The organism is Marinifilum sp. JC120 (assembly GCA_004923195.1).
Classification (GTDB): Bacteria; Desulfobacterota; Desulfovibrionia; order Desulfovibrionales; family Desulfovibrionaceae; genus Maridesulfovibrio.
This window is the reverse complement of sequence record RDSB01000001.1, coordinates 34990-56935: the sequence shown is the minus strand read 5'-3', so window position 1 is coordinate 56935 and position 21946 is coordinate 34990. Positions and strand designations below refer to the sequence as shown.

Here is a 21946-nt window from a genome sequence, read left to right as displayed (position 1 = left end):
TGCTACTCTTTTGCAAATTGTAGTACAACTCTAGCTTTAACAAGTCAATAATGAAATAAAAATAGCCCTTAACTTTATATAAGTTAAGGGCTTGGACGTATTTATCTACGGAAATGATCAATGGTCAGTCGAAGGTGTAACCTACGTTGAATAGCGTATCGAAAAATCCGCTTGGATCATCCTTCTTGCCACCGATAGTTTTTAGATAACGGGTATCAAGACCAATGGTGAAACCGGAATCGAACTCATATAGAAAACCTGCTCCACCACCGGCAACCGGAGCACCGTCTGACATCTCGAATATGTTATTCGGGTAATCAAATACAGAGTATCCAGCATGGGCAGCCACATACGGTGTGAAATTTCGGTCAGTGTAGAAGCGGTATAGCAGTGATCCGGTAAATGTATACGTAGTAAAGTTTTTGTTTTTGTAATCGTAGTCGGTACCGTTTGTTGCTACTGTCCCGTTTGCGTAGGAGCTTCCACCGTATGTGCCTGAAGTCCCAGACGAGCTGCTCATAAAAAAATCACCGCCGAGACCAAAACCTGAAGGATAAAAATGTCGCGCGGAAAGTCCTCCCACTCCTCCGAAGGATGAATAGGGAGCTTCATTTTTTGATTTCATGGCTCCCTGTACTCCGCCGGAAACTCCTACAAAAGTTTCTGATCTTTTCTTTGGAACGAAAAATCCTTTATTCTTGGTGCGCTTAGCTCTTTTTTGTACTCTCACGGCCAGTTCATAGTCGCGCTTTGCTGCATCACCGGGATTCTGTATTTGCTGTGCAACCGGAACCGGGGTCTGTGTGGACTGCAATCCAGGTTGTTGTGTGTGAAATACCTGCTGAACAGGTTGAGGCGTAATCGCTGGTGCCGGGCGTCCGGGCCAAAGTCCTAATTGTTGTTGCGGCGGCTGGTAGACCTGAACATAGCGAATCTGCTGATGCTGTGGCTTAGCCTGTTGTGCAGGTTGCTGTGCAGCCATTTGGGGAGCCTGTGTGGGTGCTTGCGCGGGGGCTTCCGGAAAAAGTTCATTAGCGATCTTTGCCGCCTCTGCATCAGCTGTGGGGGGCGTTGCAGTTTGCGGAGCAGGGATACTTTCCGGGGGAGTTGATGGCTCGGTTATTTCTTTGGGGATTTCTACCGGACTGGTATCAATCGCAGGAGCTGCCTGAGCAGAACTTTTCACAATCCCTTCATCCAGGAGTTCTTTGGACAAGGACTTACCGTTAACAGAGATGTCGCCGATGATTGTTCCATCATCATTCTTGCTCAGTTCCCTGACTTCGACATCGCGCATGAGTAAGAGGTTGCTGCTTTCCAGACGTGCCTTTGCGGGGTCCATGCCCGGAATAGGCTTAACCCCGGCAATGTTGACCTTAACAGGGGTTTGACCATCCTTGAGTACTACAAATGTTGTAACTCCTTCCACTGCAACTATTTTTCCCGGCCAGGCATAGACCAACGCGGGGAGTAGGAGGAGAGTTATAAGTATGGTCAATAATCTCAGCATAATTCAGCCATTTTTTATGGTTAAAGTCTTATTACAAAAATGATCGGCATTAACAGGATAAACTTAACACCGGAACTGATTATTTTATAACTTTCTGGTGTTAGGCATTTAAATTATACTATACCATCTTTGAATTTTTATGAATCATTCCCAGATGATTATCAATGCAGATAATGATTTGATTGTTGTCAATTGGTTTTGCTGTTAATATATAGTTGAAATTTAACGGAGGTTGGGCCCACTGTGTTTAGGTTTTGCTTATGGATTATTGTTTTTGTTTTATTGTTTCCGTCCGCTCTTTACGCGAAAAATTTGATTCTAGTTACATTGGATACTCCTCCCCAGACATATATGGATAATGGCAAACCTACTGGTTTTCTGGTGGAAATTGTTTCTAAAGCGGTAGAAAGGGCCGGATATACTCCGCAAGTGCTTATTCTCCCTTGGAAAAGAGCAATGACCATGGTGGAGAAGGGGACGGCTGATGCAGTTTTCAACGCCGGATATAATAAAAAACGTAATGAATTCCTCAAATATCCTGATACAGTTTTGATTACAGAAAAAGTTGTAGCTTTGCGTCTTGTCGGTTCTAATACTTTCTTTTCACCTGAATTCGCAGGGGGGAAGCAGTATGTCGGCGGCGTGGGGAGGGGGTTTTATTACGGGGAAACCGTAGCTAAGGCTTTGAAAAATAATTTATTCAAGCGGATTGAAGAAGTTCCCAATATTGATCTTAACGTGAAAAAATTGCTTTTGGGCAGGATTGATTTCTTTTTTGCAGATTATTATCCAGCATTGAACTTTTTAAATGATCATAATTTGCTTGATAAAATTGAAGCAATACTCGATCCGGCAACAGGATTGCCACTGACTTATTCTCAGTCGGACACATACTTGGCTTTTTCCCGGAAGAAAAAATCTAAGGCATTTGAACTGGTTAGTGAGGAGCTGAAAAAGATGAAGAGTGAAGGTGAGTACAGAAAAATAATGATTAAATATATACCTGTACATGATGGATTTTAAGGGCCGAAATTATTTCCAGCCCATTGTTTCGTATCCCTTTTCTCGTAGGCAGCGTTCCACAAATTTTTTGTATAGAGGATCTTCATTGTCTTGAATTGCCCCACCAACTGCTCCTCCGGCAGCACCACCGGCCGCTCCGGCCAAAGCTGATGAGCCGGGACTCCCGGTAACAATTCCAATGCCCAGACCAACTGCTCCGCCGATTAGGCCTCCCTTTACGCCGGTTTTGACTGAAGTCTTCCCTTTGGATTCTTTGCCGACACTTTTTTCCGCAAATTCCATGCAATATTCAATGTCTTCGGAAACTTTTGTTTCTCCTGCCTTTTTGTATTGCTCATTGGGGTAAAGAACCGGTTTTTTCGCACAAGCAGGGCAAGCCAGCAACAGCATAGCCAGAATCATAAAGATAATATTTTTATTTATAATTTTAATCATATTAAACTATTGGTATTTTGATTGTGAATTTGGTGCCTTTCCCGATTTCGGTGTCTATTTCAAATGTCCCTTTGTGATTTTGGGTTATTATAAAATATGAGACAGAAAGTCCAAGCCCGGTTCCAACTCCGGGCGATTTGGTAGTGAAGAATGGTTCAAATACACGACGTTTTGTCTTTGCGTCCATGCCCGGGCCGTTATCTTCCACTTCCGCAATGATGAATTTACCATCCATTCGGGTTCGTAAATTGATGGTAGGTGTTCTTATATCGGAAATTTCGTTTGTTGCGTATGCTGCATTTTTTACTAAATTAAGTAGTACCTGCTCAATTTCAATACGCATGCAACTGATTTCTCCAAGGTTCTCTTGATAATCTTTGATAATTTTAGTGTGTTTGAAATCATATTTTTTCTTCAGGTCATAATCGCAGGTAATGATATTCATGATGTCATCAAAGAGCTTATTCAGATTACACTGGGTCATGCCTTCTTCGTTGCGCCGCGTAAAGTTGAGCATGGTCCTTACAATGTTGGCTGCCCGTTCCCCGGATGAGTGAATGCCTTCAAGCATTCTGATAATACCTCTTTTTTCAAGGTAGTTCTGGATTTGCTCGCAGGAGCAACCCATTTCATCCGCTACCTTGGTATTCGCCGGGATTTCCGGGGAAGTCCTGCGGTAAATATTTTGCACAGCCTGAAGTATTCCGGCCAATGGGTTGTTGATTTCATGGGCCATGCCTGCGGCCAGTCCACCAACTGAAACCATTTTTTCCGTTTGAATAAGCAGTTCCTGAGTTTTTACTTTTTCAGTCATATCAACGAGTGATGCAACGCAATCGGTACTGCCTTCAATTACTTCTACGTGTGTATGAACGTTTCTGATTTCTCCATCGGTCTTCCTGAATTTAAAATCATATGATTTTGGAGAGGAAAGTTCGGGAGAAGTTCTAGATTTTGCATAGCTGGTCATTCTTTCCAGTTCTTCGGGAACGATGAAATCGGTCCATTTTCGTTTCATTTCAATTTCTTCAATGGGAGAATCGCATAATTGGGCAAAGTTGCTGTTGCACTTTTTTATCATGTGGTTTGAGTCAATGATGACTGTTGCCGTACCAGTGTTCTCAAAAAGACTCCGGTAATATTTTTCACTTTTTTTGAGTTTCTTTTCAATCTCTTTGCGGGAATTAATTTCTTGTTTAAATTTACCGGCTGCAAAAATTGAGGCTAGCAGGACAATCATAATTGACACAAATATTACTGCGGCCAGAATGGCTGTCTCCTGTCTTATGGTTACCTTTCCTTCAGTCGGATTGAAAAAGAAATCTTTAATATTTTTTTTACTTTGGGTTAGTCCCTGTTTTCTGAAGGCATCGCCGATTTGTTCCCAGCGGACAGGATTGCTGTGCCCTATGCGTACAAGATCCGGGAGTACTAACGTACGGATTGTCTTTGCTTCATATTGAAGATGCTCTTTAGATTTCAAAGATCCGAACTTTTCGATGATGATGTCGATCATTTCGTCAGGGTTTTCGAGGGCGTATTTCCATCCTTTTAAGCTGGCCCTAAGAAATTTATTGGTTCGTTCAGGATGTTTTGTCGTTTCAATGCGTGAACTAAAGAGAGTGTCTCCATAAAAATCAACTCCATAGGTATATGGGTAGATTATGGCGTACGGGACTCCTTCTTTTTTTAGATAATAAGGTTGGTTAGTGATGTACGCGGCAATAATATCAATTTCAGGATTAAAGTAATCTTCCGGAACAGCAAAGCGGTTGATAAGATTTATGTCCTTCGGAGAAATATTATTTCTTTCAAGCAACACTTTTAGTTCAATGTCCTGAGTTGCCGAACTCATGAGCACTGATTTTCCCATAAAATCTTGCGGTGCATGTATCAGCGGTTGTGTTTTTGAAATGAAAACAAGTGGGGAATGTTGAAATAGAGAAGCCAGAAGAACTACTTTTTTTCCGTTCAGGTAGTGGAGCAGGACTTCTGAATTGCTGACTCCGAAATCAGCATTACCACCAAGTACTTGATCTATGGGATTGTGCCGCAAGTCGCGCTCAACGATGGTTACATCAAGCCCTTCATCCTCATAAAATCCTTTTTCAAGGGCGGCATAATAGCCCGCAAACTGGAATTGATGAAACCATTTCAGCTGTAGAGTGACTTTATCGAGCTTTTTGTTGGCATATGAGTCTGAAGTGAAGCAAAGTAGGGTGCATAAGGTCACTAGCAGCCAAAAAAGAAAGGCCAGAGGACCGATGTGTAAAGGTATATGTATGAAGGAGGCCTTTTTCAAAATGGTAACCTTATTGTTTTAGAGATTCGATTACCTGAATAAATAGCAGAAATGGTGCATTTTGGAAATAATTCATGAGAGGGAAATACTGATCTGTTTGGGAATGATTGGGTAAAAAGAAAGGCCCTGCAAAATGCAGGGCCTTATGATTATCGTGGTAGCGAGGAAGGGAATTGAACCCCCGACACTGCGGATATGAGCCGCATGCTCTAACCAACTGAGCTACCTCGCCACGTTTTGTGTGTTGAACTTCCCGCCCAACGAGGACAGTGTTTATACACTCTTGATCCGCTTGGCAAGTAAAAAATGATAAAAATTTCGGTATAATAATTATATGTTTATTTATCGACAGTTGAAAAAGAAAAAGGCCCTGCAAAAATGCAGAGCCTTATAATTCTTGTGGTAGCGAGGAAGGGAATTGAACCCCCGACACTGCGGATATGAGCCGCATGCTCTAACCAACTGAGCTACCTCGCCACGTTTTGTGTGCTGAACTTCCCGTCCAACGAGGAGAATTTCTATACATTCTGCGTGTGCTTGGCAAGCAAAAAAAAGACTTTTTTTGAATTTTTTTTAAAATAGGTCAGATTGCCAAGTAGTTGCGCAGTTCTTAGCTCCAGAAGAAAAGTACCAGCGGAGCCAGCGCAAGGCGGTAATATGCAAAGGGACGCAAGGTCAACTTGCCTAGCAGATAGATAAAGCCTTTTACTGCTGCCCATGCGGAAAAAAAGGAGACAACAAACCCGACAGCTAGAAAAGGTATATCTGCCATGGTGAAGAGCTGATAGCTTTTAAGCATGTCATATCCGGTTGCCGCAAACATAATCGGGACAGCGGCAATGAAGGAATATTCAGCAGCAATTTTTCGTTTAGCACCCAGGAGCATTCCGCCCATGATGGTAGCCGCTGAGCGGGAAAAACCAGGCCAGAGTGCAAGACACTGAAAACAACCGATGCCGAGAGCAAGCTTTGGGGTGACTTCGTCTAAGGTGTGGCAGTTCGGATGAATTTCCTTTTTTTCAACAATCAGGATCATAATTGCTCCCACACCCAGTGCCCATGCGACTGTATAGGGATTAAATAAGTGCAGTTTGATGAAGTCATGTGCTAACAAGCCAAGCACTGATGCCGGAAGACTTGTCAGGAAAAGCAAGTAAAGCCCCCGGATTCCGGAAAACCGTTGGGTCGGGTTAGGAACAATCAGCCCCCAGAAACGGGACCAGTAGAGCACAACCACGGCGAGGATTGCGCCCAGTTGGATGGCGACTTCAAACGAAGCAGCTTTTTCTCCGGTAAAACCAAGTAGATGTCCGGTGATGATCAGGTGTCCGGTGCTTGAGACCGGGAGAAATTCAGTTAGCCCCTCAACTACACCCAGAATGGCGGCAGTAAATAGCGATGTCATTGGTATTCCTTTATGATTGCCGGAAGTTCCGGCCTTGTTTTCAAGTTACCCGCTTTGGGTAAGCCAGCCTGCACAAAGTTGCAAGGGGCGGCAAGCTGGTGTACTGCTAAATAATAATCAACTACGTTTAAAATTAAGGATTAAATATATGACTACTGTCGTGCCTCCCTGTGAACTGACCAAAAAAGCGATCAAATGGATTTCCGAGCAGCAGGCTGAAGCTGAAAAGCCTTTGAAATCCTTGCTTGAAGAGGCAGCCATGAGATTCAATCTTTCCCCCAAAGATATGGAATTTATGGAACGTTTTTACGCCGAAAACAGCAATGAAAGCCCTGATTGCTAATTCCCGGCTTCGGGATGAATTCTAAGTTACGGGCTGAGATAAGGCCTGCTATGACTTTTTTTGTGATTAACTTTATTGTCTGCATATTTTGCGGGAAACAAATTGAAGCTTCTTCATCGCAATATTTTTAAAGAACTCATATCCATATTTGCTCTGAGTATTTCAGGGTTCATGGGGTTGATCCTCATTGGCAGGCTGCTCCAATTCAGAGATCTGTTCATGGGCCAGAGTCTTGGCATATTTGAAATAGCCAAGCTGTTCATGTACCTGTGTCCATTTTTTCTGCTTATGCTCACCCCTATTGCGACTATGCTTTCGATCTTCCTTACCTTTCTGAGGATGAATGCTGATAATGAGATCACCGCGTTAAAATCCGGTGGGCTGAGCCTATACAAGTTACTGCCTGCGCCGATTATCTTTTGTCTGCTCTGCACCGGGGCGGATTTTTATTTTTCTATTTACGGCCTTTCATGGGGTACGGAAAATTTCCGTAACGCACTCATGGAGTTTGCCCGTACCCAGAGTCAGCTGGCAATTCAGCCCGGAGTTTTTAACAAGAATTTTCCGGGACTGGTCTTCTATGCTGACGGAGTGGACGAAGAAAGCGGGATTATGCGTTCTGTTTTTGTGCGCGATAACACCCGAAAAGGCATGACTGCTACTATCGTGGCTCCGCTGGGCGAAATTCGTACTGATCTTAAAATGGGGCGTCTGCTCATTCATCTGGAAAATGGCCGTATTTATCAGCAGGAGAATGAGCAATTAAGCGTACTTAAATTCAAAAACTATGACGTGCGCATCCCTCTTGCCAATATTCTGAAAGGATATGACGTTGATGAGCTGCGTCCCAAAGAGATGTCTTGGGAGAAGCTTGTTCGTATCAGCCGGGGTGGAGATCGCGCCGGTGAAATCGACCCCGGTTTCTTTAGAAAAGTTCAAGTAGAGGTTCAAAAAAGGCTGGCCCTGCCTGTGGCTTGCTTGGTACTTGGCATGTTTGCAGTGCCTATTGCTTGTATTTTCAGGGGGCTCAAGCAGCAGTATGGCTTGATAATTTCCATGGGGCTTTTTCTCGTATATTACACCATGCTTTCCCTTGGCGTTACTTTCGGGGAGAGCGGCGTGCTAACACCTGTGGTCGGCCTCTGGTTACCAAATATAACATTCGCAGTGATTTCAGTGGTTCTGCTTAAGATGGCGGTTATGGAGCATTCATTCAGTGTCAGGATTCCGTTCCTGAAAAAAATCAGGAGGAAGGAAGCATGATCCGCAGACTTCTTCCCGGATATCTCGCATCGTATGTTCTGAAGCAGAATCTCTTCCTCATGTGCGTCTGCCTCGGGGTCGGAACGGGTATTTATTTGCTCTCAGACCTTTTTGACCGTCTGGATGACTTTATTGAAGCTGGGCTGGGCATGGGTACCATACTCAAGTATTTTCTGGTTAAGATGCCGCTCATCTTTTCCCAGATTCTGCCTGCGGTTTTTCTGATTTCCATGATCGTACAGCTTTGTGTCATGGCTCGGAATAAGGAGCTTTTGGCCCTGCGGACAGGTGGGCTATCCCTCCTCTGGTTCCTTAAATTCTTTGTTATTTATGCCGTAATCTGGTCTTTTGGACAGCTGCTATTTTCTCAGGTTATCGGGGTTTACGGTGAGCAGGAAGCTTACCGCATTTGGAAAGAGGATGTGCGCAAAAGCATGCTTGATAAACGGGTGCTGAAAAACATCTGGCTCAAGGAAGGCAATTTCGTGGTCGAGGCCAAGGAAGTCATGCCTTTTGGTAACCGAGCCAAGGGCATAACCGTGTATGAATTCGCTGATGATAACAGTGGAATCCAGCGGGTGATAACTTCTGAAAGTGCCGAGGTCAGCAGTAAATACGGTTGGAAGCTTGAAAATGCAGTTGAGTTAAGCCCGGATCGTTTTGCTTCTCGTAAGCACCCGATGTTCACTATGCCCATTAAGCTTAATCTCAATGTTTTTAAGGTAGTAGATCCTGATATAGACCCCGCCCAGCTACCGCTATGGCAACTGGATCAGGTTATCGAGCAGCTTAAGCTTTCCGGCTCCAATGTAGACCGTCTGATTACCGCATGGCATTCTAAGTGGGCCTATGCTTTTTCCCTTTTGACCATGGCTCTTGTTTCGTTGGCATTGGTCACTATTTCTGAGAATGTTTACCTGAATATTGGGCTTGGATTAGGTTTGATTTTTGCCTACTACGCGCTGTTCATGGTTGGTGCCTCAGCGGGGGATAGCGGGGCTATGCCGCCAATTATTGCCGCATGGTTCGGTAATATTTTTATCAGTTCCCTTGCGCTGGGAAGGATTGCTTGGGTCTTTGTGCCTGAGCATTTCGGCAAGTATATTACCAAGTTCAAAACTAGTTAATAAAAAAGGGCATTTCATCATTTGATGAAATGCCCTTGATATAAATTTTCTGAATTGTTTATTCCGCTTCGTTTTCTTCTTCCGTATATGCTAACTCAGGAATTGCGGTAACATCCAGCAGGTTCCAGAGCCTGGTGCGGTTCATGCCGGTTTTACTGGAAACGCAGATCGGCTTGACCTTGAGGATTTCTTCCCATTTGTTTTGGATCTTGGAACGGTCCTTCTGCTTGGCTTTATCCGCCTTGGTCATGATCGGAATAATGGGAATATTGCAGTGTTGGAAATATGAAATGAGATCCAAATCATTTTGCTGTGGATTGTGACGGCTATCCAGCAGTACTGCTGCCGCTGCAACGTACGCATTGTCCATCAGGTAGTTGTCGATGAGCTTAGCCCATTTAGCGCGCTCGGTCTTTGAGCAGCGTGCGTACCCGTAACCGGGCAGGTCAACAATAAAGTAGCCGTGAGGATCTACTTCATAGTAGTTAAGGCTGCGGGTTTTACCGGGGGTGGAACTGATTTTTGCCAGCTTTTTTCTGCTCGCAAGGCAGTTGATCAGCGAGGATTTACCAACATTGGAACGTCCGGCCAGAATGATTTGCGGAGCTGCAAATTCCTCAAGCTGATTGATCTCGTAAACAGTTTTAATTAACGTAAGTGTATTATCCATAAGGAATCGTCCTTGATTATTCGTGGTTGCATGAACCTGCCTTGTTCACTTATTTATTAAGGCTAGTCAAGCAAAGCAATCATTACAAGGATATTTTCCCTGAACCTGAACTTGAAAGGTGGATTTGATGAAAACTTTCCTGATCCTGAACGGGCCGAATCTCGGATACGTGGGCAAGCGTCAGCCTGAGATTTATGGTTCCGATAAAATTGAAGATATTCCCGAACATCTCAAAACCCTCATGGGCGACAAGGCTGACGAGATCAAGCTGGAGTTCTTTCAGTCCAATTCCGAGGGAGCGTTGATCGACAGGCTGGAAAAAGCCCGTGAAGACGGGGTTGCCGGAGTGGCTTTCAATGCCGGAGCATACACCCATACCAGTCTTGCTCTGGCGGATTGCCTTGCGTGGATTGAAGTTCCCTGTGTGGAAGTTCATATCAGCAATATCTGGGCGCGCACCGAAGATCCTGTTCGCCAGCAAAGTTTTATGGGAAAACAGTGCATTGGAGTAATTGCCGGATTCGGAATAATGAGCTATGCCTTGGCCGTTCAAGCATTGTTTTCGCATGTGGCAGCTGATTAGTTTTAGAGACGATGTTCTAGCCGCAGAAAACCGCTGCTGCTGTCACTTTTATTAATATGAAGACAGCGGGGTAACGCTTTAGGCGCCATTTAAGGCCCTGCAAATAATATTTTATTCGGAGGAAATATGATTTCTACTAAAGATTTTAGAAACGGACTTAAAGTTGAGATTGATGGTAAACCTTACGAAATCGTTGAATTTCAGCATTTTAAACCTGGAAAGGGCGGCGCATTTGTTCGCACTAAGCTGAAAAATATGTTTACCGGTCGTGTTACTGACCAGACTTTCCGTTCCGGTGAAAAAGTGAAAAAACCGGACATGGCTAGCAAAGACATGCAGTTCCTCTACAAGGACGGCACTGACTATATCCTTATGGATCTTGAGTCTTATGAGCAGATGAACGTTTCTGCTGATGTTATCGGTGGTTCCGGTGGGTTTCTTAAAGAAGGAGAAACCAACAAGGCTCTGCTTTATAACGGAGATGTTATTGGTATTGAATTGCCTGCTTCCGTAATTCTTGTTGTTTCTCAGACCGATCCCGGCGTGCAGGGTGACCGCGTAAGTAACGCAACCAAGCCCGCTACTCTCGAAACCGGTCTGGGCGTTAACGTACCTCTGTTCATTAATGAAGGGGACAAGATTAAGGTTGATACTCGTTCCAGCGAATATCTCGGTCGTGAAAAGTAATTTGATTTGTTAATAATTTCGGGGAGTCTCCGGCTCCCCGAAAATTGAATATCTTATCCATCTTAAGTTAGATGGATGCTGCGCTAACCAGCCCTTTTCCGGGATTAAACGGAGGATGAGACACTGCCAAGCGGAAAATTCGCAAAAGAGATTTCCGGCATGTTCTGGATTTTTTTAGCCGTATTTCTTTTTATAAGCATGTACTCGTACCATCCCGGTGACCCGACCCTTAATCAGGCTGTCAGTGACAGCTGGAAAGTTAAGAATCTGATCGGACCTGTCGGATCATATGCATCCGGGGTTCTGGTTGATTTTCTAGGCCTCGGCTCTTGGCTGGTTCCTTTCTATTTTCTTTTTCTTGGTATTGCTTCATTTTTTTCTGCACTTAGGCAACCATGGTGGCGCTGGATAGGCTTGGTTCTGCTTTATGTCTGTCTGCTGGCTTGGTCTTCACATCCGTGGCTGGTGCAATTTCAGAAGTCCCTTGTTATTCATGAAGGCGGCTTTATCGGCGGCCTTCTTTCAAAGTGGTCTTTCAAATATCTCAAGCCTGTGGGGGCATTCCTTTTCTGGATGTTCATGACCCTTGCCGGAATTCAGCTGACCCTTAATCTCAGTTGGGCTGCCATCGGCAAGAGAATTCGTTCCCTGTTTACTGATTTTTGGCTCAAGAACAAGGAACGAGTAGGCCGCAAAGCCAAGCGCATGAAGGCCGAACAGAAAATCAAACGTGCCGAACGCAAAAAGGCCAAGGCTGAAGCTAAAGCCCGCAAAGAAGCTGAAGAAGAGACTCCTGAATCTGTTGATGTTGAAGAAGAGGGCGACGTTCTCGTACTCAAGCCTTTTGGCGACAAGCCAGTTAAAAAAGATAAACCTAAAGCCAAGCCCAAGAAGCCCAAAGCTAAAAAGATAGATACCAGTACGGATTTTCCGGCTCTTGATTTTCTTGCCGAGCCTAAGGTTGCCGGGGTTCAGTTTGATCCCAAGGATCTTGAAGAGAAGACAGAAGCCTTAAAGGTCTGCTTGAAGGATTTCAATATTGACGGAGAGGTTCAGAATGTTATCCCCGGTCCGGTGGTAACCATGTTTGAATTCCGTCCCGCACCGGGTGTGAAAGTCAGCAAGATTGCCAACCTTACTGATGACATTGCCCTCGCTTTAAAAGCCACTGCGGTACGTATTGAAGCTCCCATTCCGGGCAAAGATTCAGTTGGTATTGAGATTCCCAACGATAACAGGCAGACAGTTTATCTGCGTGAAATTTTCGAGCACAGTTGTTTTATCAAGTCCAAGTCCGCACTGACTATGGCACTCGGTAAAGATATTCAGGGAGAGCCTGTTTCAGCCGACCTCGCCAAGATGCCTCACCTGCTTGTTGCAGGGGCTACCGGGGCCGGTAAGAGTGTTTGCTTGAACGGTTTGCTCCTGTCCATGCTCTACAAGGCCGGGCCTGAAGAACTTAAGCTGCTGCTTATTGATCCCAAGCGTATTGAATTGGCTGTATATGCCAGCCTGCCGCATCTTGTGCATCCTGTGGTCACTGACATGGCTCTTGCCAAGTCCGCGCTTGAGTGGGCTGTTTTTGAGATGGACAAGCGTTACGAAAACATGGCCCGTCTTGGTGTACGTAATATCGCCAGCTACAATGAAAAGCTTGCTAAGTCCGCTGACGATCTTCCTGAAGAGTTGGAAGATCTTGAACCTATGCCTTACCTTGTCATCATCGTTGACGAGTTGGCTGACCTTATGCTCACTGCCGGAAAGGATGTGGAGATCAGCATTGTGCGTCTGGCGCAGCTGGCCCGTGCTGCCGGGATTCATATTATCCTCGCCACTCAGCGTCCATCGGTTGATGTTGTAACCGGACTTATCAAGGCCAACTTCCCGACCCGTATTTCATTTCAGGTTACCTCCAAGCATGATTCACGTACCATTCTTGATATGATCGGTGCGGAAAAATTGCTCGGACGCGGTGACATGCTTTTCAAGCCCAGCGGCTCCAAACTACGCAGGCTGCATGGTGCACTCGTTGAAGATGATGAGATTAAGGGCGTAGTAGATTTTTGGAAGAAGAAATATCCGCAGGATTTCGAGCTTGATTTCAGCGATTGGAAAGAATCAGGATCATCCGGACCCGGTGCAGGAAGCATGCCCGGTGAATCAGATGACCCCGTCTACAACGAGGCCGTACAATTTGTTCTGGAGCAGGGCAAGGCCTCCATTTCGCTCTTGCAGCGTCGGTTCCGCATCGGCTTTAACCGTGCTGCTCGTTTTATTGAGCAGATGGAGCAGGATGGAATTCTCGGCCCACAAGACGGCAGCAAGCCACGTATCGTTTTAATTACTAAAGATTAAGAAAGCCTCCGGCGGCCCTTCGGGGACCAAAGAAACTTTTTGAAAAAAGTTTCTCTGGACTCTTCAAAAACTTTTATTAAGGCTTCGCCGCTTCGCAAGAAAAATTTGTATAAAATTGAACCGCAATATTTTCTGAAAATATTGCGGTTCTTTTGTTGAAAGTCGGATTATTGCGCTATTTCCAAACAAATTTAAAAGGACAACAGTCTCCGCCTTCGGCTAGTGTTGTTTCGCGGACCATGCTTAGCTTGTCGCTGTAGCCTTTTGCAAAAGGCTCATCACGGGAACAGGAGAGCAGGGTGCAGAGTTCTTCGGATAACCCCATTTCGCGATATGATTCCTGATAACGGCAGCGGCTAACTTTTACTGTCAGTTCATTGTCGTTGATGGAAATATTCGAAACTTCGATGGCGTTACCTTTCTTCCATATTTCGACGACTGTTGAGAAATGTTCAAGATTCGGCGCATCTACGGATGCGGCAAATGCTTGGCCGGACTTGCGGGCCGATTTTTGCAGGTTTTCGGTTATGACTTGCAGGGCTTTTTCTTTGCCGAATTGTTCGGTCATGGTTTTATAAAGTTCGCCGTACAGCTCGGCTTCAATCAGGCGGCGGGAAATTTGTGATACAGGTTGTACTTTCATAATCAATCCAAAAGGGTTAAGACTGTTTTTGTAGATGAACCCGAATTCACGAGGAGAATAATGCGATTCAGGATTTTAATACTTGTTGTCTCGGTCCTGCTTTCTTTCAGCTCCGTAGCGGTTGCTGATAAACTTACTGCCGAGATTCAGAAAACATACGATTCAATTAAAACTTTCAGTGCGGATTTTACCCAGACTTTAACTAATGCCGCAAGTAAGGAACAGGATATCCGTTCCGGTAAAATTATTTTCAAGCAGCCTTCATTGCTGCGCTGGGAATCAGTTAAGCCGGAACCGGAACTGCTTATCGTGGGTGAATCCATTGTCTGGGATTATTTTCCTGAAGACAAATTGGCTCTTAAATACCGCACCAAGCAGCTTTTCAATTCTAAAACCATGATCAAATTCATTTCCGGGCAGGCTAAACTCGAAGAGGATTTTGTGGTTGAAAATCAGGGTGACGACAACGGGCTGATTAAGCTTAAGTTGCTTCCTCTTGAGCCTGAAACCGGTATGGTGTTGGCTTTCGCATGGATTGATCCCGATCGTAAAATGATGAGCAAGATTCTGGTGGTAGATTTTTACGGCAACGGTAATGAGGTTGCCATGAGCAACATTGAGATTGATCCTGATGTGGATGATTCAATGTTCCAGTTCATCCCGCCGAAAGGTGTGGATGTGGAAGACAATACGCAAATTAAGTAGATTAAAATTAGTACAAAATTAAAAAGACCCAGATTTGATCATCAAATCTGGGTCTTTTTAATTTACGCTGGTTTGCCATGAAAAATGGCGAAGCCTTACTAAAAGGTTTTGGGATTCTTAAACCCTTTTGCAAAAGGGTTTAAGCCGCCGGAGGCATTCCTATTTTATCTTCAAATCTTTTTTAAGCAAAGCCAGTTCTTTTGCGCTTAGTTCGCGCCATTCACCGGGCTTGAGATCGCCCAGTTCCACGCGGCCCTGACGGACTCTTTTCAGGCGCAGGATAGTTTTATTGTATTCATCAAACATGCGTCTGATCTGACGGTTAATCCCTTGGTGAAGAACCATTTCGTATTTGGTGGTTTCACCTACTTTACTAATGGCTTTAATTTGTACCGGAGCGAGTAGTTCGTCTCCGTCTTCAAGGAACATTCCGGCTTCCATAATGGACATTTCCCGTTCAGAAAGTTTACCACGAATTGTTACGTGATAAACTTTGGGCAGGTGCCATTTGGGATGGGTCATGCGGTTGCAAAGCTCACCGTCCGTGGTCATCAAAAGCATTCCTTCAGAGTAGAAATCAAGTCTTCCTACGGAAAAGACACGGCGTTTGACAATTCCTGACGGCAGCAGATCCATAATAGTTTTTCGGCCTTGCGGATCTCTGGCTGTAGTCACTGTTTCAACGGTTTTGTGCAGCATGATGTAAAGATCATCTGCTTTTTGATCATTCTGTATAGGTTTGCCGCTCACTTCGACTATGTCTGTTTCAGGATCTACCTGAATTCCGGGAGAGTCAGCGGTTTTACCGTTGATTGTAACTTTGCCTTTTTGGACAAGTTCGTCGGCTCCACGCCGTGAAGAAATCCCTGCGGAAGCAATATATTTATTTAATCTGATAGTTTTTTTGTCGGTCATGTTTGTATTTAAAGTTAAAAATGCATTTTAATATACGGCAATACTCTCCTATCAGCAAAGCTAACCATAAATGGTAGCGAAGCATACTAAAAAGTTTAGGAGAGTCCAGAGAACCCTTTCCAAAGGGTTCTTTGGACCTCGGAGAGCCGCCGGAGGCAAATCTTTAAGCTTTAATTACTTTGCTGGCAAGCTGCATGCTGGTGACTACGTCGAGCATGTTTGTTGTTTCACCTACTTGCTTTTTGCTTAGCAGGTCGAAATGATCAAGACAGGTTCCACATACAAGGATAGAAACTCCATCTTTTTCAAGCTGCTGAAGCTTCTCAAGGCACTTGCTACCTTCAGTTGCAAGCTTGACCGCACCGTTGACCATGATGATCCGCCACAGGGAACCATCAAGTTCAGGCAGAGTGGAAATAAAATTGAACATCAGGCTGGCACCCAGCTTATCATCACCGCTGCCAAGGAATTCACTGTTCAGGAATACGAGAGTTTTGCTGCCTACGTTAGCGATTTCATCGTCGTTCATGACCTGACAGACTTCGCACTCAGCGGGAGATTCAGAAGTGACATCTTTTTTTCCTTTAATCACGAAAAGATTATCCTTTTCTTTGACGCTCACTTCATATCCCTTGGTAGTCATGAACCGGGATACATTTTCTTTGGCCGCCTCGTTATCTACTGTGATTTTGATTTTGGCGGGATTCTCGGATTCAATAGCGTTTTTGCATTTGATCACTGGCTGCGGGCAGGGCAACCCTTTACAATCTATTTTAACTGACATTTAAATTCTCCTTTTAATGGAATTAAGATAACAGCCAACGTTTTGTGGTCAAATTGATTAATCTAATGAAAAGAATGACAAACTATCGACTAAATCTATCTATGCAGAATAGACACTTGCGATTGCCGCCAATGAGAAGTAAGGAAATAGCGCAATCGGCGTTCAGCCACAATAAAGGAGTCTAATTTGCCTAAAGGCGGAAAATACAGCTATCTGAAAAATAAACATCTCATTAGGAGATGTCTTTCATATTTCGGGCCCTATAAGTTCAAAATATTTATTTCTTTTGTCTCCATGATAATCGTTGCAGCCGCAACCGGCGCAACTGCTTATCTAATCCAGCCAGCCATGGATGATATATTTATCAACAAAGATCGCGAGGCACTTATGATGGTGCCCATAGCCTTTGTTGCAGTCATGCTGATTAAGGGTGTGTTCAGATTTTTACAGACCTACCTGATGAACAGTACCGGATTATTGGTACTGGAGCAGCTCAGAAATGATCTTTTTCATAAGATCATTTGTTTGCCCATGAATTTCTTTGAAGAAAGTCAGGTGGGCATGCTTATGTCCCGTATATTGAACGATGTTATTGAGATTCGGGCCAGCCTACCTTCTTTTATTATGATGATCCGTGAGGCCTTCACTATTATCTGCCTGATCGGGCTGGTTTTCTATCGTGATCCTTACCTTGCTGCTTTTGCAGTACTTGTGCTGCCGTTGGCAATTTTTCCGTTTTTCTATTTCGGTAGAAAACTGCGTAAGCTGGGCCGTAAGAACCAAAGCAAAATTTCCGACATCAACTCTCTGTTGCAGGAAAGTTTTAGTGGAGTGAAGGTCATTAAGGCTTTTGCCAACGAAAATATTGAGACAGGAAGATTTAAAAAGGAAAACGGCCGCTTGGTCAGAATTGCCATTAAAGAGATTCTGAACAGTGAACTTTCCTCCCGAATCATGGAAATTGTAGGTGCTTTCGGAATCGGCCTTGTGCTTTGGTATGGCGGGGTACAGGTTATTGACGGGCATTCCACACCGGGAACTTTCTTTTCATTCATTGCCGCACTGGTCATGCTCTATGATCCCATCAAAAAGATGAACACCTCAAATATTGCCATCCAGCGCGCACTTGCCGGGGCGGAGAGGGTCTTTGAAATTCTGGATTCGCCGAAGATAAATGTAGAGCAGGGCGGTGTGACTGAACTGGAACAGGATTTTAAAAAACTGGAAATTAAAAATCTGACCTTCAGCTATCCCTCTTCCGAAGCACCTGTGCTGGATAACATCAATCTTGATGTTAAAGCCGGACAGAAGATCGCTATTGTCGGCCCTAGCGGATCGGGTAAGACCACCTTGGTTAATCTGATTCCCCGTTTCTACGATGCCAAGCAGGGTGTGATTAAGATTAACGGCAGGCAGGTTAGTGACTACAGCTTGAAGTCCCTGCGTTTGAATATCGGTATGGTTTCGCAGGAAACCTTCCTTTTTAATGCTACCGTGCGTGATAATATCGCCTACGTGAGTCAGGACGCAGATCTTGAAAGTGTCCATCAGAGCGCCAAGAATGCTTTTGCTCACGAGTTTATCGAAAAATTGCCTGAAGGTTATGAAACCATGGTCGGCGAGCGTGGAGTGAGGCTTTCCGGTGGGCAGAAACAGCGTTTGACTATTGCCCGCGCATTGCTCAAGAACCCGCCCTTGCTTATCCTTGATGAGGCTACCAGTGCCCTTGATACTGAAGCTGAACGCATTGTGCAACTGGCCCTTGAAAACCTCATGAAGGACAGGACCAGTATTGTTATTGCGCACAGACTTTCCACCGTGCTGTCCGCTGATGTGATTGTTGTTATGGAAAAAGGTAAAATTGTCTCCAAGGGTAGTCACAAGGAACTTCTGAAAAGATGTCCGCTGTACATAAAACTTTACAACATGCAGTTTCAGGATAATTCATAGCTATGAAGATAAAGGTTGATCCCGTCATATTCGCGCCACAGGTTGCTTTTCTGTATCGTTGGTGGATACGTTCCATGCGATTTGATATTACCGGGTACGATAATGTTATGAGTCTGCATGAACAGGGCAAGCCGCTCATGCTGGCTTTGTGGCATAATGAACTGTTCAGCCTGATCGGTCTTGGTTTTCTTGAAAAAATGCCGCTGGTGACCATGGCCAGTGACAGCAAGGACGGGCAGATCATCACCGAAGTGCTGGAACGTATCGGCTATGATGTTGCCCGTGGTTCATCCACTCGTGGCGGCCTGAAAGCAATGCTCGGTGTGGCTCGGATTATGCGTAAAAAGGGCAAGGTCGGAGCGATTACTATGGATGGTCCCAAAGGGCCACGCCATGAGGTCAAGCCTGGAATTCTGGCAATTGCCCAAAAGACCGGAGCTTCTATCATTCCCATGCGGGCTTATCCCTCCAATCCGATTGTCTTTGAAAAGTCATGGGACAGATTTGAACTGCCCAAGCCTTTTTGTCGCTGTAAAGTTTTGCTTGGTGAGCCTTTCAAGGTGACTGAGCAGAAGCTTGATGAGGATATTCTTGCAAGCGAAGCCCGCCGCCTTGAAGCTATAATGGAAAGTATGAAACCGTATTAATTGTTCGTTTTTTATATATGATAAAAAAATGCGCCTTGTTCCGTGATGGAGCAGGGCGCATTTTAATTTACCTGAATTGTAGAAGGCTAGATGCCGGCAGCATCACTGAGTCGTTCTATGAGCTTTTCCAATTCATGTGCTGTTCTAGCCAGAGAAGTAGTCGATTCTGTGGATTTCTGCATATCGGACTTGGTATTCCCGGCCAGTTTTTTGAGGTCTTCCACACTTTTATGAATCTGGTCGTGGGCTTCAGATTGCTGGTCCGTAGCTTGGGCAATTCTTTCAATTTCAGTGGCTGTATCTACAGACATGCTTGAAATTTCCTGAAATGCCTGCACGGATTTTCCTACCAGTCCGCTGGCATGTTCTACTGCGTCCACTGTTTGATCGGTGTTTTCGATATTGGATTGTGCGGAGTTTTGGATGTTCTTGATTGCGTCCTCGACTTCTCTTGTCGATTGCACCGTTTTTTCCGCCAGCTTGCGGACTTCATCCGCCACAACCGCGAATCCGCGTCCGGCTTCACCTGCACGGGCTGCTTCAATTGCGGCATTCAGGGCCAGGAGGTTGGTCTGGTCGGCGATATCATTGATTACCCCGATTATGCCGCCGATGGATTGACTCTGTTCACCGAGTCGGTGCATGTTTTCTTTTACCGTGTCAGAGAGGGATTGCAGCTGGTCGATAGCAACACTTGTTTCTGTCATGGTCAGCATGCCTTCTTCTGCGTGCAAGCGGGTCTGCTTGGCCTGCTTTGCCGCATTTTCCGCGTTGGTAACAGAGTTCAGCAGAGTCTGGTTCATTTCAGTGATTGCCTGAGATGAATATTCAATACGGTCAAATTGCTTTTCTGTGTTGGATGAAACCTGATCCACTTGTGTTTCAATTTCGGATGCGCCTTTGGTCAGGTATTTGGAAATAATCTTTGCTTTCTCGGTAATTTCTACCATGATCTTGTGTTGGTCGCTGACTTGTTTTTCCTTGGCTTTCATATCACTTAAATTAACGATTACAGCAAACCCACCAATGAGTTTGTTATCAAGGTCGTAAAGCGGAGCCGCGTCTATGCGCACGTCTCGGTAGTTCTCTTTTTTAGTTTTCCAGCAGCGTTCGACATTAACAATGGGTTGTTTTTCTTCCAGACAACGGGTCAGTATTCCTTTTTCGCCGGAAGGGGCCTGCAAGAGTTCTTTGACTGGACGGCCTATCCAGCTTTCGCATGATTTTCCACTTTCAAGCAGTTCGCAGAGTGGTTGGTTCAGGTAGGATATTTTGGCATCTGTATCTGAGATCAGGCAGGGGACGGTCATACCGTCCAGCATTCCTTGGGAGAATCCTAGTTTATTTTTAAGTTCCCCGACCATGACCTGAATTCCATCAGCAAGGTTCTTAATCTCACTTTTAAATTTTCCTTCCAGTGTGGACTTGAAATTTCCTCCGGCAATGGAGGTTACAAAACTCTCTATTCTTTCAAGAGGGCCGAGAATGGAGCTGCGCAGGAAAACCAGAGTGACAAATATAACTATTATCGCCGTGACCACTGATATTATCAGGGCAAATATTCTGAGAGTTGTTACAGCCTGAAAAGCTTCCTCTTTGTGAATTTCAGAGATCAGTGCCCAGCTTGTTTTGCCGATTTTAATGGGAGTGTATGCTGTAAGCTGTTCCACTCCGTTTGCACTTTTCATCAGTGCTGTGCCCTTTTTATCTTCCAAGGCTAATTGGACTGCTTCGTAATCGACTTTGCCTTTAGCTTGATTCTTGAAAGAGTTTTGAACGGTCCGATACTCAGGATTAAGTTCAGAATCTGAGCGCATCAGAAAGTCCGGCCCCACAAGGTAAGATTCACCTGTTTTTCCCATACCGGAACGAAGGGTCATTATGGAATTGATTTCGGTGAGTGGGATTCTAAGGGCGACGACCCCTTGAATATCCCCGGCATGTGAATGAACCGGTGCGCAGACAAAAGCTACCGGCGTTCCTCCCATGGGGGCGTAAGGTTCAAAGTCTGCAAATACAATTTCGCCTTTAACAGCTTTTCTAAATGCCCGGGCAAGATTCGAATTTTTGTATTGCCCTTTTTTCAGATCAGCACCGAGGTCTTTTTCTTTTTTAATAGAAAAAAGAACCCGGCCATAATCGTTGATAAGAATGGCATCATCATAGCCGAGAGTTTTGACGAAAGGGATAAAGGAAGTTGCTGCGTATTGGTGAACTTCATTATATTCATCTGATGTTACATCCATGGGTTTACCGGAAATTTCATATTCCATGGCATATTCACCAACTAATCCTACCGCATTATAGACTTCTTTTACGTTGGAGAAGAATTTTATTTCTTTGAACCATTTATTTACCAAATCTTGAAGGTTTTTCTGTTTAGAGTCACGTACGGATTCGAGCTGTCCGAATGCTTGATGGGAAAGAGCTTTAGAAGCCATATCGACACTTAAAGTGCCAATCAAAATTAACGGGATCAGGCCTATCGCAACGCAAAAAGTGATTAGTTTTAATTTCAGAGACATTCAGGAGTCCTCCTCGACTTTGTTGAAGGCAATCTATGTCCCGAATGATTATTTACCGTGTCTTAAAGGTTACG

19 protein-coding genes and 2 tRNA genes are annotated in these 21946 nt (G+C 44.7%); 10 read left to right on the top strand and 11 right to left on the bottom strand.

Annotated features, from left to right (window positions below; genetic code table 11):
• Window positions 1-124: 124 nt before the first annotated feature.
• Complete coding sequence (locus D0S45_00300; protein TIH19816.1) at window positions 125-1510, bottom strand: hypothetical protein; 1386 nt, start codon at window positions 1508-1510, stop codon at window positions 125-127.
• A gap of 243 nt (window positions 1511-1753) precedes the next feature.
• Between D0S45_00300 and D0S45_00295 the strand changes: the two genes are divergently transcribed.
• Complete coding sequence (locus tag D0S45_00295; protein ID TIH19815.1) at window positions 1754-2533, top strand: ABC transporter substrate-binding protein; 780 nt, start codon at window positions 1754-1756, stop codon at window positions 2531-2533.
• A gap of 9 nt (window positions 2534-2542) precedes the next feature.
• Here D0S45_00295 and D0S45_00290 read toward each other — a convergent pair whose 3' ends face one another.
• The 5 genes from D0S45_00290 to D0S45_00270 all read right to left on the bottom strand — a co-directional run bounded on the left by D0S45_00290 (window position 2543) and on the right by D0S45_00270 (window position 6675).
• Window positions 2543-2956, bottom strand: coding sequence for a hypothetical protein (locus D0S45_00290; GenBank protein TIH20262.1), 414 nt, complete (start codon window positions 2954-2956; stop codon window positions 2543-2545).
• Between the two features lie 13 nt (window positions 2957-2969).
• Window positions 2970-5252 (bottom strand): PAS domain S-box protein, encoded by a 2283-nt coding sequence (locus D0S45_00285; GenBank protein TIH20261.1) that lies wholly within the window; start codon window positions 5250-5252, stop codon window positions 2970-2972.
• Window positions 5253-5425: 173 nt separating this feature from the next.
• Window positions 5426-5502: transfer RNA gene (locus D0S45_00280), tRNA-Met, on the bottom strand.
• Between the two features lie 168 nt (window positions 5503-5670).
• Window positions 5671-5747 (bottom strand) — tRNA-Met (locus D0S45_00275).
• A 133-nt stretch (window positions 5748-5880) separates the two neighbouring features.
• A complete protein-coding gene (locus tag D0S45_00270; protein TIH19814.1) occupies window positions 5881-6675 on the bottom strand; it encodes an undecaprenyl-diphosphate phosphatase in 795 nt (264 codons plus the stop codon).
• 148 nt (window positions 6676-6823) lie between these two features.
• Here D0S45_00270 and D0S45_00265 point away from each other — a divergent pair, with 148 nt between their 5' ends.
• The 3 genes from D0S45_00265 to D0S45_00255 all read left to right on the top strand — a co-directional run bounded on the left by D0S45_00265 (window position 6824) and on the right by D0S45_00255 (window position 9408).
• Complete coding sequence (locus D0S45_00265) at window positions 6824-7018, top strand: hypothetical protein (GenBank protein TIH19813.1); 195 nt, start codon at window positions 6824-6826, stop codon at window positions 7016-7018.
• A gap of 102 nt (window positions 7019-7120) precedes the next feature.
• The gene (lptF, locus tag D0S45_00260) at window positions 7121-8281 is read left to right on the top strand and encodes an LPS export ABC transporter permease LptF (GenBank protein TIH19812.1); all 1161 of its coding nucleotides are present in this window, start codon (window positions 7121-7123) and stop codon (window positions 8279-8281) included.
• Entirely contained in the window at window positions 8278-9408 is a 1131-nt protein-coding gene (locus D0S45_00255) for an LptF/LptG family permease (protein ID TIH19811.1), read from the top strand. The genes lptF and D0S45_00255 overlap by 4 nt, the downstream gene beginning before the upstream one ends.
• Window positions 9409-9466: 58 nt before the next feature.
• Here D0S45_00255 and D0S45_00250 read toward each other — a convergent pair whose 3' ends face one another.
• Window positions 9467-10078, bottom strand: coding sequence for a YihA family ribosome biogenesis GTP-binding protein (locus D0S45_00250; protein TIH19810.1), 612 nt, complete (start codon window positions 10076-10078; stop codon window positions 9467-9469).
• 127 nt (window positions 10079-10205) lie between these two features.
• Here D0S45_00250 and D0S45_00245 point away from each other — a divergent pair, with 127 nt between their 5' ends.
• The 3 genes from D0S45_00245 (at window position 10206) to D0S45_00235 (ending at window position 13703) form a co-directional block, all read left to right on the top strand.
• Window positions 10206-10661 (top strand): 3-dehydroquinate dehydratase, encoded by a 456-nt coding sequence (locus D0S45_00245; protein TIH19809.1) that lies wholly within the window; start codon window positions 10206-10208, stop codon window positions 10659-10661.
• A 126-nt stretch (window positions 10662-10787) separates the two neighbouring features.
• Window positions 10788-11348: an elongation factor P gene (gene efp, locus D0S45_00240; protein ID TIH19808.1), complete on the top strand. Its 561-nt coding sequence runs from the start codon at window positions 10788-10790 to the stop codon at window positions 11346-11348.
• A 150-nt stretch (window positions 11349-11498) separates the two neighbouring features.
• A complete protein-coding gene (locus tag D0S45_00235; GenBank protein ID TIH19807.1) occupies window positions 11499-13703 on the top strand; it encodes a DNA translocase FtsK in 2205 nt (734 codons plus the stop codon).
• Window positions 13704-13878: 175 nt separating this feature from the next.
• Here the strand turns inward: D0S45_00235 and D0S45_00230 are convergent, their stop codons facing one another.
• A complete protein-coding gene (locus D0S45_00230; GenBank protein TIH19806.1) occupies window positions 13879-14346 on the bottom strand; it encodes an L-2-amino-thiazoline-4-carboxylic acid hydrolase in 468 nt (155 codons plus the stop codon).
• 60 nt (window positions 14347-14406) lie between these two features.
• On the opposite strand from D0S45_00230, the gene lolA reads away from it, so the two are divergent.
• Window positions 14407-15051 (top strand): outer membrane lipoprotein carrier protein LolA, encoded by a 645-nt coding sequence (lolA, locus tag D0S45_00225; protein TIH19805.1) that lies wholly within the window; start codon window positions 14407-14409, stop codon window positions 15049-15051.
• Between the two features lie 159 nt (window positions 15052-15210).
• Here lolA and D0S45_00220 read toward each other — a convergent pair whose 3' ends face one another.
• Window positions 15211-15966 (bottom strand): rRNA pseudouridine synthase, encoded by a 756-nt coding sequence (locus tag D0S45_00220; GenBank protein ID TIH19804.1) that lies wholly within the window; start codon window positions 15964-15966, stop codon window positions 15211-15213.
• A 163-nt stretch (window positions 15967-16129) separates the two neighbouring features.
• Window positions 16130-16750: a sulfurtransferase-like selenium metabolism protein YedF gene (yedF, locus tag D0S45_00215; GenBank protein TIH19803.1), complete on the bottom strand. Its 621-nt coding sequence runs from the start codon at window positions 16748-16750 to the stop codon at window positions 16130-16132.
• A gap of 186 nt (window positions 16751-16936) precedes the next feature.
• Between yedF and D0S45_00210 the strand changes: the two genes are divergently transcribed.
• Window positions 16937-18700: an ATP-binding cassette domain-containing protein gene (locus tag D0S45_00210; protein ID TIH19802.1), complete on the top strand. Its 1764-nt coding sequence runs from the start codon at window positions 16937-16939 to the stop codon at window positions 18698-18700.
• Between the two features lie 2 nt (window positions 18701-18702).
• Window positions 18703-19347 carry a DUF374 domain-containing protein gene (locus D0S45_00205; protein TIH19801.1) on the top strand — a complete coding sequence of 215 codons (645 nt, stop codon included), beginning with the start codon at window positions 18703-18705 and terminating at the stop codon, window positions 19345-19347.
• Window positions 19348-19433: 86 nt separating this feature from the next.
• On the opposite strand, the gene D0S45_00200 is transcribed toward D0S45_00205, so the two are convergent.
• A complete protein-coding gene (locus tag D0S45_00200; protein ID TIH19800.1) occupies window positions 19434-21872 on the bottom strand; it encodes a PAS domain-containing protein in 2439 nt (812 codons plus the stop codon).
• Window positions 21873-21946 lie beyond the last annotated feature (74 nt).